This is a genomic window from Bacillus sp. FSL M7-1020 (genome assembly GCF_038050415.1).
GTDB classification, from domain to species: domain Bacteria; phylum Bacillota; class Bacilli; order Bacillales; family Bacillaceae_G; genus Bacillus_A; species Bacillus_A toyonensis.
Window position 1 is genome coordinate 4,476,550 of sequence record NZ_JBBOTW010000001.1, and the last position, 17,483, is coordinate 4,494,032.

Sequence of the window (17,483 nt, forward strand, 5' to 3'; positions counted from 1 at the left end):
CAGTGGATCTCCCACCTCACTTCTTTGCCTCAACCGTCTTTTTAGGCGTGGGTCTTACTGCCCTGCAAATAGCGGGATAATATTAAAAAGGCTGTCGGAAATTCCGACAGCCTATAATGAGCAACTTCCGCCTTCTTTTAATACAAGTAACTCTTCAGCTAATTTCTCACATTTTTCAAGCGCAGGTACTTCCTCAAAAGACATAAAGTATATATGTTGAATCTTCTTTGCAATATATTTCGAATCGTCAAACACAGTTACGACGTTCACTACATCGCTCGCTTCTGTTTCATAAAACTCCGGTCCCATTCGAAACGGATCCCAATTCTTCACAACCTCTATCATCTTTTCATATGTACCCATCTACTTCCCGCCTTTTCACTTTTTAATACTTTTCTTTATCCTATCACATCAGCTATTCTATAAGAAGAGAGAGAACTTTCATAACTTAGCAGTTTCACAGAAGAAAGGGGCAAACATATGCAGCTATTTCATAAAACGGTAAATCGGCGCGGAACACATAGTACAAAATGGGATACTTATAAAAACGAAGAACTCATTCATGCCTGGATTGCCGATATGGATTTTGAAGTACCAAAACCAATTCAAACTGCATTACAAAAACGTATCGAACACCCTATTTTTGGCTATACACTTCCACCTGAACATATTGGAGACATTATTTGTAACTGGACAAAAAAACAGTACAACTGGGATATTCAAAAAGAATGGATCGTATTTAGTGCGGGGATCGTTCCAGCTCTTAGTACGAGCGTACAAGCTTTCACAAAGGAAAACGAATCCGTTCTTGTACAACCACCTATTTATCCTCCATTTTTCGAAATGGTTACAACAAACAACAGACAATTATGCGTGAGCCCATTATATAAACAAGATGGCACATATATGATAGACTTCGATCATTTAGAAAAACAATTTCAACAAGGGATTAAACTAATGCTTCTTTGTAGTCCTCACAATCCTATTGGACGCGTTTGGACGAAAGACGAGCTAATGAAGCTCGGAGCGTTATGTACAAAATATAATGTAATTGTTGTCTCAGATGAAATTCATGCCGATATTATTTACGGAGATCGTACTCATACACCATTCGCTTCTTTATCTGAAGAATTAGCAGCACGTACCATTACTTGTATGGCTCCAAGTAAAACATTTAATATAGCTGGATTACAAGCATCTATCATTATTATTCCAAATGAAAAACTACGTAATACCTTTACGTCTATTCAATATAGACAAGGGTTCCATGGGCTAAATACATTTGCTTATACCGCGATGCAAAGCGCCTATACAGAATGTAATGATTGGCTAAGTGAAATCCGTTTATATATAGAAGATAACGCTCAATTCGCTTGTGAATATATCAAAACTCACATACCTACTCTTTCCGTAACGAAGCCAGAAGGTAGCTTTTTATTATGGATTGATTGTTCTCACCTAAAACTTTCTCAAAACGAGCGCACCACGTTACTTGAGGAAAAAGGAAAACTTATCGTCGAACCTGGTGAAAAGTACGGATTAGGCGGCGAAGAACATATTCGAATTAACATTGGCTGCCCACGATCTGTTTTAGAAGAAATTTTAAACAGACTGCGCCATACGTTTTCATAATAAGAAAGGAGCCTGCCCACGAATCAATTTTGGGCAGGCTTCTTTCTCAATTTTTGTCGGTAAATCAATATATTTTAAAAATCGCTGATATATGTTGAGTTACGATCGATATATTTCAATAATCGCCGATATATTTTGAGTTGCGGTCGATATATTCCAATAATCGCTGATATATTTCCAATTACGTTTCACAAAGAAAGCTACCATCCACGGTAGCTTTTACTTTTTCTTCATATCCGACGCTTTTTTTACAATCACACCGCAAGCAATTCGATCACCAGATTTACCCGTTGGTTGTGTCATGCCATCATCAGGGTTTTCAGTAATAATAATAGACGCTCCATCTTTTCTATGAATCGTCGTTTTCCCTTCTTCAAGCGTTATGTGCGGTGCATCGATATCCGCTTTAATCTTTCCAGAACCATCTGCAATTACATTCGGTAAATCACCATTTTCCGCACCCTTCGGATTGAGTAAGCCATGCTTTTTATTATCTGGATTAAAATGATTACCAGACGATTCAAAACGAGGCGCTTTACACTCTCCAATTTCATGTACATGTATGCCGTGCGGACCAGGCGCGAAACCTTCCCCTTTAATCGTAATTTTCACTCCACTTGTTTGCTGAACTACTTTCGCAGTCCCTACTTCATCTCCTGAAGCATTATGTAATTTCACTTCAATTTCTTTCGGCTTTCCTTGGTCACAACCTGCCATCAGAAATAATAAACAACAACTGAAAAAAAGCCGTTTTTTCATTCTATTCCCTCCAAAATACATTCTGCCCTTAGATTGTCCGAGCATAGAGGGAAACATACAAAAATGAATTACCGTTTCTTTTCAGCTAAAAGCTTTTCTTCTACTTTCTGTAATCGCTCTGCTTCTCGTTTGGATACACGAATGAACATACGCCACGTAGCAACGGCACCAATGATAAATAGAACGCAAACAATCCCTGGAATAATATATTCTGTTTTATCTTCCGGAAAATATAAAGGCATCATATGAAACACTCCTTATTGTAGGATTCAAAAACCATCAGAATTTTCTGTTATATTATTTTAAATTATAGTTGAACCAATTCATATTCTCAAGGGGGCGTTCCGAAAGCGAATGATTTCTTTGACTCCTTCTCCTACTTTCCTTACTATAAACTTGAGGTGAAAAATATGAGAGAAACATTTGAAATTGGTGAAATCGTTACTGGTATTTATAAAACGGGAAAATACATCGGCGAAGTTACAAATAGCCGCCCGGGCAGTTACGTCGTAAAAGTATTAGCTGTTTTAAAACATCCGGTGCAAGGTGACTTACATAACGTAAAACAAGCTGACGTACCATTTTTCCATGAAAGACGTGCTTTAGCTTTCCGTGAACAGACGAACATTCCAGAACAAATGGTGAAGAAATATGAAGGAGAGATTCTAGATTATACAGATTCACTCAAATTAGCATTAGAAACTCAAATGAATTCATTTTCTGAAGATGATTCACCTTTTGCGGTTCGTAGTCTAGAAACATTAGAGCAGTTAAAAAAAGACTACAAACTTTAAAAAAACAAAACGACCAAATTACATACTGTGCAATTTGGTCGTTACTGTGTACTCACTTTCTTTAACACTTTTGAAAAGTCCACGAGTTCCCCTAATGTTGGAGGTGCTGGTTTCACTAAATACTCTTTATCTTTTTCTACTAATTTAAAAATATTGTACGTCGTCATCGCATCATCTAGCGCACAATGATGCTTACCCGTTCCTACTTTTCCATACGCCTCAATCGCTTTCCATAATCCTGTTTGATTTCTTTCTCCAAAAAACTTCTTATACTCAAGCGATAAATCACGACACTGTCCGAAAAACGGAAAAGCTACTCCCGACATTTCACAATTATGCTTCAGCACTTTCATATCCATATTTCCCCACGTTACAATGGTCGGTTTACATCTTTTTTCGTATTCTGCAAGTTTATCAATGAGTTCAGGAAATGAAATCCCTTTATCCACGATTTCTTGTTTAATTCCTAAAAATTTCTTGCATCGATCCGTTAAAGAAGGAAATGTTTTCGGTCTGACATGTGATGAATACGTATCTTCTACCTTACAACCTACAACCGAGACGAGTCCTACCTCAATAATTTCCGGGAAAAATCCTTTTGGTTTCTTTCGATGCTGGGGCATCGTAAACTCAAAATCTAAAAATAAAAATCGTTGTTCATCCATACGATCCCTTCCTTATCATCTTTGTCATTCCTTTCTATTTGACACTCCTACACGAACAAGCTCGAATGCTAATTCCATTTTAAATATTCAGATTGGATGTATCTTATATATATGTCAAATGCCCACAAATATTTTTAAAAATGAGAAAAAATGACCTATGCAGAAAATATGACAAAATCCCTCCTTTCATTTACATCCGCAGTTTTTCTACTTTATAATGACGTTATGTGTGTTTCATCTAGTTAATATTTGACACACTAAGAAAAATGAATGAAAGGAGATGAGATTTTTGCACGAAACAACGCAAGAACTCGCTAACTGGCAGTATTATTTTGCTATCGCAGTCTTTTTAATTACATATGCCATTATTATTTCTGAAAAAATTAATCGCGCTGTCATCGCACTTCTTGGTGCAGCACTCATGGTAATTGTGGGGGTCGTCGATTTACATAACGCCTTTACGAAACATATTGAATGGGGAACGATTACGCTACTCATCGGTATGATGATTTTGGTGAACATTACGAGTAAATCAGGTGTTTTCCAATACGTTGCCATTAAAGCAGCAAAAGGGGCACATGGAAATCCAATTAAAATTTTAATTTCTCTTTCCCTACTTACCGCGCTTGGCTCCGCATTTTTAGATAACGTTACAACTGTACTTCTTGTTGTTCCAGTTACTTTATCTATTACGCGCATCTTGCAAGTAAATCCTGTTCCTTATTTACTTTCTGAAATTATTTTTTCAAACATTGGGGGAACAGCAACATTAATTGGTGATCCGCCAAATATTATGATTGGTTCTGCAAATAAGCACCTAGACTTCAATGCTTTCTTACTGAATCTAGCACCAATCGTAATTATTATTATTGCAGTTACAGCAACAATACTTTACTTCATGTACCGTAAACAATTAATTGCTGATCCTGTACAAGTTAAAAAATTAATGAGCTTAGATGAAAAACAATACATTAAAGATCCAGTATTAATGAAAAAATCTTTAACAGTACTTGGACTTACAATTGTAGGTTTCATGACTCATTCCATTTTCCATGTTGATGCAGCTATTATCGCCTTGACTGGTGCTACTGTACTTATGCTAATCGGTGTGAAAGAACATGAAATTGAAGAAGTATTCGCAAGCGTAGAATGGGTGACGATTTTCTTCTTCGCGGGACTATTCGTACTCGTTGGAGGACTTATCGATATCGGTCTTATCAAAATGTTAGCTCAAAAGGTAGTCGGAATAACAGGCGGAGATATTTCTCATGCATCTATCCTTATTCTATGGGTATCTGGTATCGCCTCTGCAACAATCGATAACATTCCATTCGTTGCAACAATGATTCCACTTATTAACGATATGGCAGTTGGGCTAGGTTTATCACCTTCTGACGCACAAATCGACGTATTATGGTGGGCATTAGCATTAGGTGCTTGCCTAGGTGGAAACGGAACTTTAATCGGGGCTTCTGCTAACGTAATCGTAGCCGGAATCGCAAGTCGTGAAGGACATAAATTTAGCTACATGGAATTCCTTAAAGTCGGCTTCCCAATTATGATTGTTTCATTAATCATTTCTCATATTTACATTTATTTACGCTATCTTATGTAGTAGAAAAAGGGCTGTCCTATGTGGCAGCCCTTTTTTCTTAGTCAACGAAATATCAATTAACCAACAAAGAGCTGTTCCAAAATAGCTTCGAAACAGCTCCCCGCATATATCTACTCGTTATATCTTACCGGCTCATTTCGGATAATGAATAAATGAATCGGCAAGAAAACCGAAAATGTGATTACATGAATAATCGTAAATAGTATAGAGTTCGTTCCGTATCTGTCTAAAATAGCGTAGATGAGATAAATGGACAGCACAATCGATACGGCTGTTGCTAGTAAACTTATAATTGGTACGAAGTTAAAGATGAAACATGCGACATATATACCGAATACTTTCCACCCTGCCTCTTCTTTCAAGAAATCTGGTAATTTATCCTTCGCCAAGTCACCCCACGTCTTACTATTCAAAAATGGAATAAACGCAAGAACCCCATCAGTTGCACCATCATTTTTTGCCATCGTATAAAGTGCAAAAGCCGTTAACAAATACGAAATAATTGCCCAAATTATTATAACAAGAATAAACGCAAAACTAAGAGCAAAGAAACCTGCTAGTACGCTCTGATCTTCCATCTTATCCTCTCCCCTCTCTTTTCAACATATTTCATTACATTGCAAGTTATGTTTTAAAATTTAACCAAACTCTTTGTATAATGAGAGAAGAAAGGTAATAAGAGAGGAGAAACACTTATGCATCCATTTGTACAAGCATTACAAGAGCATTTTACAGCTCATCAAAATCCTGAAAAAGCAGAACCAATGGCTCGTTATATGAAAAATCACTTCCCATTTCTAGGTATTCAAACACCGGAAAGACGCCAATTATTAAAAGACGTCATTCAAATACATACTCTCCCAGATAAAAAAGACTTCCAAATTATCGTACGTGAACTTTGGAACTTACCAGAACGTGAATATCAAGCTGCCGCACTTGATATTATGCAAAAATATAAAAAGCATATAAACGAAACTCATATCCCATTTTTAGAAGAACTTATTGTTACGAAATCTTGGTGGGATTCTGTTGATAGCATCGTTCCTACATTTTTAGGTACTATCTTTTTACAACATCCCGAATTAATTTCTGCATATATTCCAAAATGGATTGCATCAGATAACATATGGTTACAACGTGCCGCTATTTTATTCCAACTAAAATATAAACAAAAGATGGATGAAGAACTTCTTTTCTGGATTATTGGACAACTACATTCTTCAAAAGAATTTTTCATTCAAAAAGCGATCGGCTGGGTTCTTCGCGAGTATGCAAAAACAAAGCCTGATATCGTTTGGGAATACGTGCAAAATAACGAGCTTGCCCCGCTCAGTAAACGTGAAGCAATTAAGCATATTAAACAAAATTACGGAATAAATAACGAAAAAATAGGCGAGACTCTATCATAGATAGACGCGTTCCTCTATTGAGATTTAAAAAAGAACGTGTTAGAATATGTTCATTATTATTAATATAAGTAGCGATGACGGACTTATAAGTACTTGCACAAAAAGCGATTCAGGGATAGTGAAAGCCTGAAGACGCAAGGAAACGGCAGTCTCGAGCATTACATGATAAAGTGGATGCACCTTTTGTGTATCAACTAGGGTGGAACCGCGGGCAAACGCTCGTCCCTAGGCAAATATGCCTTGGGATGAGCGTTTTTTTATGTTTTTCAAAGCATATACTGCTCATTTCACAAGTACCAGAGCACGTCATCGCCAATACGTTAACTTTCAAAAGGAGGATTTTATTATGTATTCAATGGAACAAGTTGTAAACTTAGCGAAACATCGCGGTTTTGTTTTCCCTGGTTCTGAAATTTACGGTGGTCTTGCAAACACTTGGGATTACGGTCCACTTGGAATCGAATTAAAAAATAACGTTAAAAAAGCTTGGTGGAAAAAATTCATTCAAGAATCTCCACACAACGTTGGTTTAGATGCAGCTATTTTAATGAACCCAAAAACTTGGATCGCTTCTGGTCACGTTGGTAACTTCAACGATCCAATGATCGACTGTAAAAAATGTAAAGCGCGTCACCGTGCTGACAAATTAATTGAAGATGCATTAGATGCAAAAGGCATTGAAATGGTTGTTGACGGTCTTACTTTCGACCAAATGGCTGACTTAATGAAAGAACATGAAGTAAAATGTCCTGATTGTGGTAGTGAAGAGTTCACTGAAATTCGTCAGTTCAACTTAATGTTCAAAACATTCCAAGGTGTTACAGAGTCTAGCACAAACGAAATCTTCCTTCGTCCTGAAACAGCACAAGGTATTTTCGTAAACTTCAAAAACGTACAACGCTCTATGCGTAAAAAACTTCCATTTGGTATTGGCCAAATTGGTAAGAGTTTCCGTAACGAAATTACGCCTGGTAACTTCACATTCCGTACACGTGAATTCGAACAAATGGAACTTGAATTCTTCTGTAAGCCTGGTGAAGATTTAGAGTGGTTCGCATTCTGGCGTGAAACTTGTAAAAACTGGTTACTTTCACTTGGTATGCATGAAGAGAGCATGCGTCTTCGTGACCACGGTGAGGAAGAGCTATCTCACTACAGTAACGCAACAACTGACATTGAATTCAAATTCCCATTCGGTTGGGGCGAACTATGGGGCGTTGCATCTCGTACAGACTTCGATTTAAAACGTCACATGGAACACTCTAACGAAGACTTTAACTATATCGATCCACAAACGAACGAGCGTTACGTACCATACTGCATCGAGCCATCTTTAGGCGCAGACCGTGTAACATTAGCGTTCTTATGTGATGCATATGAAGAAGAGCAATTAGAAAACGATTCTCGTACAGTTCTTCGTTTCCACCCTGCTTTAGCACCATACAAAGCAGCAATCTTACCATTATCTAAAAAGCTATCTGAAGGTGCTACTGAAGTATTCGCAGAACTAGCTAAAGACTTCATGGTAGACTTTGATGAAACTGGTTCTATCGGTAAACGTTACCGTCGTCAAGACGAAATCGGTACACCATTCTGTATCACATACGACTTCGACTCTGTTGAAGACAAAGCTGTTACAGTACGTGACCGTGACACAATGGAACAAGTTCGTATGCCAATTAGCGAACTAAAAGGTTTCTTAGAAAAGAAAATCCAGTTCTAATTATAAAAAAAGAGGCTGCTCATGAGAGCTGCCTCTTTTTTATTTTTCACGTTTTTCTTTAATTGCTACTGTACATCTTGAAATACATATTAAATCATCATTTTCATCAATGATACGAATATCCCAAACCATCGTTGAATGTCCTCTATGTATCGGTGTCCCGATTGCTGTTACGATTCCATCTTTCTTTGAGCGAATATGATTTGCATTAATTTCTAGACCGAAACAAATACATTTCTCTTGATCAATTAAATTATATGATCCAACACTTGCTACTGTTTCCGCTAACGCTATAGAAGCACCACCATGTAAAAATCCAAACGGCTGATGCGTACGCTCGTCAACAGGCATCGTAGCAACTACTTTATCTTCTGTCATTTCTAACAACTCAATTCCAAGTGAGTCCATTAAAGTTTTTGCCATATCGTTTTCGCCTTCTCTCTTTAATTAAATGTATAATTTTACCTATTTATTTTCAAACTACCTATAACACTTATATAAGGAGGTTTCACCACAATGAAACAGAAACTTTGTATACTATTGCTCATGTTCTCCTTGCTGACTATTGTACCAAATTGTGCAATGGCAGCCAAAGCATCTAACCTGACAATCGATGTTCAGACTATAACGCAAAAAGGTAAGAAACCTTATATAGAATATCAAATTAGTAGGCCTTCTTTTCACAATTTTTCCGATTCTAAATTTCAAAATAAGCTCAATTTCTATTACAAAAAATCTACTGACAAATTTAAAAACAAATTAGAAAAAGAAGCAAAAAAATATTATAAAGAAACAGAAGGGTCTAGTACACCCTTCCATCCGTACGTGGCGAATGTTGATTATAAAATCTCCTTAAATAAACCACCTTTTCTCAGCCTATATGTGAATTACTATCAATATACGGGCGGGGCACACGGCCTTTATACGTGGAAAGCAAACACATTTGATTTAAATGAAAAAAAATTACTACGCTTAGACGATTTATTTCAACAAGAAGATAAATATAAAGAAGTAATCCGTGCAGAAATTGTAAGGCAAATTAAACAAAATGAAAGTATTTATTTTCCTGATGCAACGGAAAAAGTAATGAGTGCTAAAAAGTTTCACTTCTTTTTAGAACCAAACAATCTCGTTATTTATTTCCCTTTATATGAGATCGCTCCTTATTCAAGCGGCATTCCACAATTTCGTATTCCGTATACGTTGCTAAGAGACTATTTGAAGCCTTCTTATCAAAATAATTTGATTGACAACAAGTAAATATTTTCGCTACGATAATGTTAACCTAAAAACAACAGGAGGTTAACATTATGAGAAGATTTCATGTTTTAGATTTAGCATTAGCTGCCATGTTTGTTGCTCTTATGGCCATTGGTGCAAATATTGTATCTTGGGCGCCATTCCTGCAAATAGCGGGCGTTCCGTTATCTATGCAACCATTTTTCGCAATTTTAGCAGGCCTTCTTCTTGGAAGTAGACTTGGTGCATTATCAATGACTGTGTATATGCTAGTTGGCGTAGCCGGCGCACCAATCTTCGCTAACTTCAAAGCTGGATTCGGAGCACTTTTAGATCCTACTGGTGGTTTTATTATCGCATTTATTATCGTTGCTTACGTATCAGGAAAAATAGTAGAACAAAAAGAAAGACCAACATTCAGTACATTTGCTATCGCTTCTTTCACAGGAATCATTTTAACTTATATTATCGGTACTACTTACATGTACGGGGCGGTCAATCTCTTCATGGGCGGTAATATGAGTTATAAAGCTGCCTGGATGATTATGATGTGGTTTGCAGTAAAAGATATTGCATTTACAATTATCGGTGCTATTATCGCACCTCGCATATACTATGCTGTACGCCGTTCTGCTTATCAACGTTCTCATTCGACGATTTCTTAATAAAAAAGAGTTATTTCAGTACACTGAAATAACTCTTTTTTTATATTAAGACTCTTGTTTCGTTTGTTCTTCTAAAATTCTCTTCATCATTGTAACCATGTCACCACGTAATTCTGGGTGTTGCAGGGCCATTTCAATTGTCGTTTGAACGAATCCTAACTTTTCACCAACATCGTAGCGTTTTCCTTCGAAGTCGTAAGCAAATACTCGTTGAATTTCATTTAAGTTTTGAATTGCATCTGTTAACTGAATTTCACCGCCAGCACCGACATTTTGCTGTTCTAAGAACATGAAAATTTCAGGCGTTAAGACGTAACGTCCCATAATTGCTAAGTTTGATGGTGCTGTACCTGCTGCTGGTTTCTCAACGAAATTACGAACTTGGTAACGACGTCCTTCCTGCTCTAATGGGTCGATAATTCCATAGCGATGTGTTTCATCTTCTGGAACCGTTTGTACACCAATAACAGAAGAAAGTGTTTTATCATATTCGTCCATTAACTGACGTAAACATGGTTTTTCAGCTTGAACGATATCATCACCTAATAAAACAGCAAATGGCTCATCACCGATGAATTTACGTGCACACCAAACTGCGTGTCCTAATCCTCTTGGTTCTTTTTGACGGATATAATGAATGTCTACCATTTTTGAAGAAGCCTGTACTTTTTCAAGTAACTCATACTTTTTCTTTTCTAATAAATTTTGCTCTAATTCAAATGCATTATCAAAATGATCTTCAATAGATCGCTTTGTTTTACCAGTAACGATAATAATATCTTCGATTCCTGATTGTATTGCTTCTTCGACAATATATTGAATAGTTGGTTTATCTACTATCGGTAACATTTCTTTTGGCATTGCTTTTGTAGCTGGTAAAAAACGTGTTCCTAATCCAGCTGCTGGGATTATCGCTTTTCTTACTTTTTTCATAACAAAATACCCTCTCTTCTGTCAGGATCAATAACGATTATTTCCTTACATAGAACAAAAGGGAAGTTTTGCTTCCCTTTTGTTCTGACTACCTAAAATTAATTTATATTATAAACGATTCATAATATCTTCTTTAATAGTAAGTAACTTTTGTTCACTATTTTGTAAAGAATTATCTTTTACACCAAAGTAAAACTTGATTTTCGGCTCTGTTCCAGATGGACGTAAGCAGAACCAAGAACCATCTTCTAATTGATATTTTAACACATTTGATTTCGGTAAGTGAATCTCTTCTTTATGTCCATCTTGTAAAGATGTAACGATGCTTGCTTTATAGTCTTCAACCGCTACGACTGTTAAGCCCGCTACTTCTTTCGGAGGATTTTCACGGAATGTCGCCATCATCTCTTGAATTTGTTCCGCTCCATCTTTCCCTTTTAACGTTAATGACACAAGATCTTCACGGAAGAAACCGTACTTCTCAAATACTTCTAATAAACCATCATATAACGTTTTACCTTGTGATTTGTAGTATGCAGCTACTTCACATGCAAATAAAACAGACTGTACCGCATCTTTATCACGGCAGAATGGACGGATTAAATAACCATAGCTTTCCTCATAACCGAATTGGAATTCATATTGTCCGCTTTCTTCATACTGTTTAATTTTCTCACCAATAAATTTAAATCCAGTTAACGTATCAACTGTATCTAAACCGTATGCTTTTGCAATTGTACGACCAATTTCAGACGTTACGATTGTTTTTAATACAACACCGTTCTCTGGAAGCGTTCCGTTTTCTTTCTTTTGAGATAGTAAGTAATCAAGCATTAATGCACCTGTTTGGTTACCAGTTAATACTTGGAACTCACCATCATGATTACGAACTGCTACACCTAGACGGTCTGCATCAGGGTCTGTTGCGATTAGCACATCTGCACCAATTTTTTCACCGTCACGAATTGCATATTCAAACGCTGCATGCTCTTCTGGGTTCGGTGATTTTACTGTAGAGAAGTTTGGATCTGGTAACTCTTGCTCTTTTACAACCGTTACATCTGTAAATCCAACTTCCTCTAAACCACGGCGTACAGAAAGATTTGATGTTCCGTGTAATGGTGTAAAGACGATTTTTAAGTCTTTCCCTACCTTTTGTACCATTTCTTTATTAATAATGACATCGTTCAATTCTGCAGCATATGCATCATCTACTTCTTGTCCAATAATATGTAATAAACCGTCAGCTTTTAATTGCTCTACATCAGCTACTTCAACTGTTAATTCATCTTCTACTGCATTTACGTAACTAATTAACTCATCAGCTTCTTTTGGAGGCAACTGTCCACCATCGTCACCATATACTTTATAACCATTATATTCAGGCGGATTATGGCTTGCCGTAAGAACGATTCCACTTACTGTATGTAAATGACGAACTGCGAAAGAAAGCACCGGCGTTGGGCGTAAGCTTTCAAATACATATGTTTTAATACCATGTGCACCAAGTGTTGCAGCTACTTCCATTGCAAATTCAGGTGATTTATGACGAGAATCATATGCTACAACAACACCACGTTCCTTTGCTTCTTCACCTAATTTTTCAATAAATTTCGCTAATCCTTGTGTCGCTTTACGAACTGTATATACATTTAATCGGTTCGTACCAGCACCAAGTTCACCACGCATACCACCTGTACCGAACTCTAAATTTTTATAAAAGCTATCCTCAATTTTCTTCTCATCTTGCTTCATGTTTTCTAGCTGTTCTTTTAATTCTACGTCTAATTCTGCATATGAAAGCCAGCGACTAAATTCTTGTTTCCAATTCATATCTCTATCTCCTCCCGCTTGTCATACCTTTATTATATGAAAAAAACAACCTGTATCTCAATATTTTATAAAATATAGCAGGATTTTACTAGGAATATTTGTATACACTATGGTTAAATACTCCACCAAAGGGAATGAGGATTATGCAAGAATGGGGCTTGTCCGAAGAGCTCAAAATACAAACAAAGCAAATGATTGAAAGCGCTGAAAAAGAATTATCTATTATGAGGCAAGCGATTGATAAAGAAGATGAATGTATTTTATGTAAAATGGAAGAGATTCATCATATGTTGGCAAATGTACAAACATTGGCAGCTACATACTATATTCAGGCGTATTTATCACCTTATACAGAAAGCTCACATTTTATCACAACTGCTGTCCAACATTTAAGTGCCCGCAAACACGGTGCTCTTATCGTTGTGGAACGAAACGAGACGCTTGAATCTTGTATTCAAACTGGCACAACATTAAACGCTCATTTAACTGCACCGTTACTCGAATCAATTTTTTATCCAGGTAATCCTCTTCATGACGGAGCCGTTCTCGTTAAAAATAATCATATTGTTTCAGCAGCTAATATTCTTCCGTTAACGAAAAGTATGGAAGTTGATCCTGAACTAGGAACACGTCACAGAGCTGCAATTGGCTTATCAGAAAAAAGTGACGCACTTATTTTAGTTGTCTCTGAAGAAACAGGACGTACTTCCTTTGCTTTAAGCGGGACGTTATATACGATTTCTTTATAAGACGAGCCTTTCACTATGCCACACGTTTTTAAACAGCATAATAGTAAATGAAGTTGTATCGACTTACCGACAAAAACTGATCACACTCGTACCATATCAATAAGAAAAGACTGCCTCAAATGTTTGAGACAGTCTTTTCTTCAAAAATTATTCTTCCCCGAAACGCTCAACAAGTGTTGCAAGTGTACGTACCATTGCACCTGTTGCCCCGGCCGGCCCTAAATCATTTGCTCCTGATGTTTCAGATGTTCCAGCGATATCTAAGTGTACCCACGGTGTATCTTCAGCAAATTCACCTAGGAATGTACCTGCCATAACCGCATGCCCTTCACGGCCTGGTGAGTTATTTAAATCAGCAAACTTACTGTTTCGAACGCGTTCTTTATCACGATCAAAAATCGGTAATTGCCAAATTGATTCATCCGTTTCCATAGAAGCTTCTAGTACTTGCTCAAACAACTCTTCATTGTTTGTCATTGCGCCTGTCGTATGATTTCCAAGTGCAACAATTACACCGCCTGTTAATGTCGCAACATCAATAAGGTAGTTTGCACCTAGTTTTTTCGCATACGTAATACCGTCCGCTAACGCAAGGCGACCTTCTGCATCTGTATTTAATACTTCAATTGTTTTTCCGCTCATAGATGTAATTACATCGTCTGGCTTAAATGCTGTACCACTTACAACGTTATCAGTTGATGGAATAACAGCGATCACATTTTGCTCTGGGCGAAGTTCACCGATAATTTCCATCGCACCTAATACAGCAGCAGCACCGCCCATATCACCTTTCATACCGACCATGCCTTCACGTGGTTTTAAAGAATAACCACCTGTATCGTATGTGATTCCTTTTCCAACAAATCCAATGACATCTGTCCACTCTTCTTTTCCTTTATAAATAAGAGCAATCATTTTTGGCGGCTCTGTACTACCTTGGTTTACTGCAAGTAACGCACCCATACCAAGATCTTCCATCTCTTCTTTCTCAAGAACTTTATAATCCATATCATACTTTTCCGCTAACTCAACAGCATACTCAGCAAGCTTCGTCGCTGTTAATACGTTTGGCGGCATATTTACAAGTGTACGAGCCGAATTTGTTGCGCGTCCATGCACGTAGCCAACTGTTAATGCAGCTTCAATTTCCTGTGCATCTTCCGCTGTAATAGCCGTGAACTTCTCTAACTCTACACGATCCTTTTTATCTGATTTATACGTTTGTAATTCATATGTACCAAGACCTTGTACTTCTGCCGCTATATGAGCTACATCAATCACATCTAATTTCTCTGTTACGAAAGAATCAAGTAAGATTGCTGCATCTTGTACTTTTGCTGCCTGTAACGTTTTAAACGCCTTACCAAGAGCCGCACGTAATGTTTCTGTCGTATAAGATTCTTTCTTTCCTAAACCGACGAAGTAATAGCGTTTTACATTTGTTTTTCCTAAACTATGTACTTTTGAAATAGCTTTCTTCTTAGTAGAAAGTTCTTTCTCTTCTAATAAAACTTGTAATTGCCCTTCAAACGCTTTGTCCAGTTCTTGTACAAAACTACTCGTTTTCTCTTCTTCAAATAAGGCAACAATTACCGCTTCATGACCTGCTAATTCTTTTTGTACTTGAAACATGTTCAGACCCCCTAAATTTCTCTACTCTGCCTTTATTATAACTTTATTTTCGATAAAATGCGACAATTCTAACTTCTGTTACATCCTATATAAAGTGAACCTTTAATCAGTGGTGTTTTTCTTCATCCCCCACTGATCATTAGCCTTCACCAATCGGGCTTTTATGGGCAGCCCGCCCCCCGCCTAATTTCTTTGCTTTCGCTGAATTTTGAGGTGGGGGTTTTACTGCCCACAAATAGCGGGGTGATCCATCTTTCTTCTATTATCAAATAAAAAAGTCTAGCGTAATTACCACTAGACTATCTTTGTTTTAAATATTGGCCACGAAACACTTGCATCGTTTCGTCTTCATTTAACATCGTTAACTCTTCTTCTGTAAACTTACCATTTCCTACCTTAACTACATATACATTTACTTTTTTCTTACCCCATTGGCTATAAACATCTTTCACCGTATCATAATATAAATCGAGACGGTTTCCTTTTATAGCACCGCCCTTATCAGCGACAACCCCATATCCGTAATCTGGCACGAATAAAATCGTTCCAATCGGGAATACACGTAAATCCGCAGCGATTGTAGAATATAAATCCCTTTTCGCTTTAACACCTGAATATGTAATACCATACTCTGGATGTCCTGGACTCTTACCAGTTGACTCCACTCCTGACGTATAACCAGTTGCAGTCATTTCAATTGAACGATATTTAGACCAGTCGTTTGCCTGCTCTAAAGCATTTATCACTTCTTTACTCGGAGCAACATTTCTCTTAACTTCTGCTGCATGTACTTCTTTTGCACTCGTTCCCTCATATTTCTTTACAATCTCTAATAAAGAAACTCCTGTGAAAGCCTTCCATGTTACGCATAATGCGGATACAAGTAAACAAGTCATCATAATGCGAATACAATATCGTTTTAACATTTTTATATTCCACACTCCTTCATCGTTAATCATTCCCTATACGATGAAGGAATATGCAAAAAAATAATCTCCAAATTGATTGGAGATTAAAACATTTGATATCCACTCTTTCGAAGTTTCTTAATTACGATTCCTGCCAAAGCAGCACCTACTAATCCAGTAGATAAAATAAACATATCGGCTTGTCCTAAATGCGATACACTTGTCCCAAATGAAGAAAATGTTTCTTTCGGCTTTGAAAAATAATCCCACACACTCGCTTTATTAATAATAAGCATACAAACAATCGGATACACAATAACCATTACCCATGTAGCTCGCAAAATCATGTTGAGTAAAAATCCAATTCCAAAAAACAAAATAAAGAATAACATCATTGAAATAAGTAGTACCGGTATACTCACTCTTTCTCCCTCTCCTTCGCATGCGCCGTAAATACGTGATAGGCTGTATAACCAAATTGCTCTCCTGGATTTAATGTTTTGTCCATTTCAAGATGTAGTTCTGATCTTCTTTCTAGCAAATATTTAATAAGTATAGACGTATTGGGATCGTCAGCAATCGTCTCTGGATGTAAAAATGCTACTTCAGACAATTCCTTCTCCTGTACAATAATATTTTCCCCTTCAGGCTCCAAAAGGAAAATAATCATATTATCACTAATTTCATTACGAATAACGCCCGACCGAATACCTATAATCCCCTTCACATGAGCGACAATACCTGTCTCTTCTAATACTTCACGTTTCACAGCTTCATCAACCGTCTCACCTTCATTTACAAAACCAGCTGGCAAAGACCATTTCCCCTTTAATCCACTGTATTTTTTCTTAACAAATAGCCACCTGCCATCTTTTGTAGCTACTAAACCACTAACAGCTAACCAAACTTTCCCTCGTTTCTCCATGA

20 protein-coding genes are annotated in these 17,483 nt (G+C 37.1%); 8 read left to right on the forward strand and 12 right to left on the reverse strand.

The window, feature by feature from the left end; genetic code table 11:
- Nucleotides 1-111: 111 nt before the first annotated feature.
- Entirely contained in the window at nt 112-363 is a 252-nt protein-coding gene (locus MHB70_RS23090) for a YugE family protein (RefSeq protein ID WP_000537646.1), read from the reverse strand.
- A 117-nt stretch (nt 364-480) separates the two neighbouring features.
- Here MHB70_RS23090 and MHB70_RS23095 point away from each other — a divergent pair, with 117 nt between their 5' ends.
- Nucleotides 481-1,632 (forward strand): MalY/PatB family protein, encoded by a 1,152-nt coding sequence (locus MHB70_RS23095; RefSeq protein ID WP_001175860.1) that lies wholly within the window; start codon nt 481-483, stop codon nt 1,630-1,632.
- A gap of 219 nt (nt 1,633-1,851) precedes the next feature.
- Here the strand turns inward: MHB70_RS23095 and sodC are convergent, their stop codons facing one another.
- Both sodC and MHB70_RS23105 read right to left on the reverse strand, forming a co-directional pair.
- Complete coding sequence (gene sodC / locus MHB70_RS23100) at nt 1,852-2,391, reverse strand: superoxide dismutase [Cu-Zn] (protein ID WP_000746516.1); 540 nt, start codon at nt 2,389-2,391, stop codon at nt 1,852-1,854.
- Between the two features lie 68 nt (nt 2,392-2,459).
- Complete coding sequence (locus MHB70_RS23105; protein ID WP_000982764.1) at nt 2,460-2,636, reverse strand: hypothetical protein; 177 nt, start codon at nt 2,634-2,636, stop codon at nt 2,460-2,462.
- A 165-nt stretch (nt 2,637-2,801) separates the two neighbouring features.
- On the opposite strand from MHB70_RS23105, the gene MHB70_RS23110 reads away from it, so the two are divergent.
- Complete coding sequence (locus MHB70_RS23110) at nt 2,802-3,185, forward strand: kinase-associated lipoprotein B (RefSeq protein ID WP_001209336.1); 384 nt, start codon at nt 2,802-2,804, stop codon at nt 3,183-3,185.
- A 41-nt stretch (nt 3,186-3,226) separates the two neighbouring features.
- On the opposite strand, the gene kapD is transcribed toward MHB70_RS23110, so the two are convergent.
- On the reverse strand, nt 3,227-3,850 hold the full coding sequence (kapD, locus tag MHB70_RS23115) for a 3'-5' exonuclease KapD (RefSeq protein WP_000344367.1): 624 nt from the start codon (nt 3,848-3,850) through the stop codon (nt 3,227-3,229).
- A 289-nt stretch (nt 3,851-4,139) separates the two neighbouring features.
- Here kapD and MHB70_RS23120 point away from each other — a divergent pair, with 289 nt between their 5' ends.
- Nucleotides 4,140-5,465: an ArsB/NhaD family transporter gene (locus MHB70_RS23120; protein WP_000545228.1), complete on the forward strand. Its 1,326-nt coding sequence runs from the start codon at nt 4,140-4,142 to the stop codon at nt 5,463-5,465.
- 110 nt (nt 5,466-5,575) lie between these two features.
- On the opposite strand, the gene MHB70_RS23125 is transcribed toward MHB70_RS23120, so the two are convergent.
- Nucleotides 5,576-6,043: a hypothetical protein gene (locus MHB70_RS23125; protein WP_000390112.1), complete on the reverse strand. Its 468-nt coding sequence runs from the start codon at nt 6,041-6,043 to the stop codon at nt 5,576-5,578.
- Between the two features lie 117 nt (nt 6,044-6,160).
- Between MHB70_RS23125 and MHB70_RS23130 the strand changes: the two genes are divergently transcribed.
- Together MHB70_RS23130 and MHB70_RS23135 are read left to right on the forward strand one after the other, a co-directional pair.
- Nucleotides 6,161-6,874 carry a DNA alkylation repair protein gene (locus MHB70_RS23130; RefSeq protein ID WP_000553335.1) on the forward strand — a complete coding sequence of 238 codons (714 nt, stop codon included), beginning with the start codon at nt 6,161-6,163 and terminating at the stop codon, nt 6,872-6,874.
- Between the two features lie 346 nt (nt 6,875-7,220).
- Nucleotides 7,221-8,597 (forward strand): glycine--tRNA ligase, encoded by a 1,377-nt coding sequence (locus tag MHB70_RS23135; protein ID WP_000287143.1) that lies wholly within the window; start codon nt 7,221-7,223, stop codon nt 8,595-8,597.
- Between the two features lie 39 nt (nt 8,598-8,636).
- Here MHB70_RS23135 and MHB70_RS23140 read toward each other — a convergent pair whose 3' ends face one another.
- Nucleotides 8,637-9,020, reverse strand: coding sequence for a hotdog fold thioesterase (locus MHB70_RS23140; protein ID WP_001140604.1), 384 nt, complete (start codon nt 9,018-9,020; stop codon nt 8,637-8,639).
- 93 nt (nt 9,021-9,113) lie between these two features.
- Between MHB70_RS23140 and MHB70_RS23145 the strand changes: the two genes are divergently transcribed.
- Entirely contained in the window at nt 9,114-9,857 is a 744-nt protein-coding gene (locus MHB70_RS23145) for a DUF3298 and DUF4163 domain-containing protein (protein WP_000810657.1), read from the forward strand.
- 50 nt (nt 9,858-9,907) lie between these two features.
- Entirely contained in the window at nt 9,908-10,501 is a 594-nt protein-coding gene (locus MHB70_RS23150) for a biotin transporter BioY (protein ID WP_001252145.1), read from the forward strand.
- 45 nt (nt 10,502-10,546) lie between these two features.
- Here MHB70_RS23150 and galU read toward each other — a convergent pair whose 3' ends face one another.
- Together galU and MHB70_RS23160 are read right to left on the reverse strand one after the other, a co-directional pair.
- Nucleotides 10,547-11,434 carry a UTP--glucose-1-phosphate uridylyltransferase GalU gene (galU, locus tag MHB70_RS23155; RefSeq protein WP_000757817.1) on the reverse strand — a complete coding sequence of 296 codons (888 nt, stop codon included), beginning with the start codon at nt 11,432-11,434 and terminating at the stop codon, nt 10,547-10,549.
- A gap of 108 nt (nt 11,435-11,542) precedes the next feature.
- Nucleotides 11,543-13,267: a phospho-sugar mutase gene (locus MHB70_RS23160; RefSeq protein WP_001104199.1), complete on the reverse strand. Its 1,725-nt coding sequence runs from the start codon at nt 13,265-13,267 to the stop codon at nt 11,543-11,545.
- 143 nt (nt 13,268-13,410) lie between these two features.
- On the opposite strand from MHB70_RS23160, the gene cdaS reads away from it, so the two are divergent.
- Complete coding sequence (gene cdaS, locus MHB70_RS23165) at nt 13,411-14,016, forward strand: sporulation-specific diadenylate cyclase CdaS (protein WP_001158744.1); 606 nt, start codon at nt 13,411-13,413, stop codon at nt 14,014-14,016.
- 147 nt (nt 14,017-14,163) lie between these two features.
- On the opposite strand, the gene pepA is transcribed toward cdaS, so the two are convergent.
- From pepA to MHB70_RS23185, 4 genes are all read right to left on the reverse strand, one after another.
- Nucleotides 14,164-15,648, reverse strand: coding sequence for a cytosol aminopeptidase (pepA, locus tag MHB70_RS23170; RefSeq protein WP_000487963.1), 1,485 nt, complete (start codon nt 15,646-15,648; stop codon nt 14,164-14,166).
- Between the two features lie 299 nt (nt 15,649-15,947).
- Nucleotides 15,948-16,574 (reverse strand): 3D domain-containing protein, encoded by a 627-nt coding sequence (locus MHB70_RS23175; RefSeq protein ID WP_000920107.1) that lies wholly within the window; start codon nt 16,572-16,574, stop codon nt 15,948-15,950.
- An 86-nt stretch (nt 16,575-16,660) separates the two neighbouring features.
- Nucleotides 16,661-16,978: a YuiB family protein gene (locus MHB70_RS23180; protein WP_000027018.1), complete on the reverse strand. Its 318-nt coding sequence runs from the start codon at nt 16,976-16,978 to the stop codon at nt 16,661-16,663.
- On the reverse strand, nt 16,975-17,481 hold the full coding sequence (locus MHB70_RS23185) for an NUDIX hydrolase (RefSeq protein WP_000415303.1): 507 nt from the start codon (nt 17,479-17,481) through the stop codon (nt 16,975-16,977). Before MHB70_RS23185 ends, MHB70_RS23180 begins: the two co-directional genes overlap by 4 nt.
- Between the last annotated feature and the right edge of the window lie 2 nt (nt 17,482-17,483).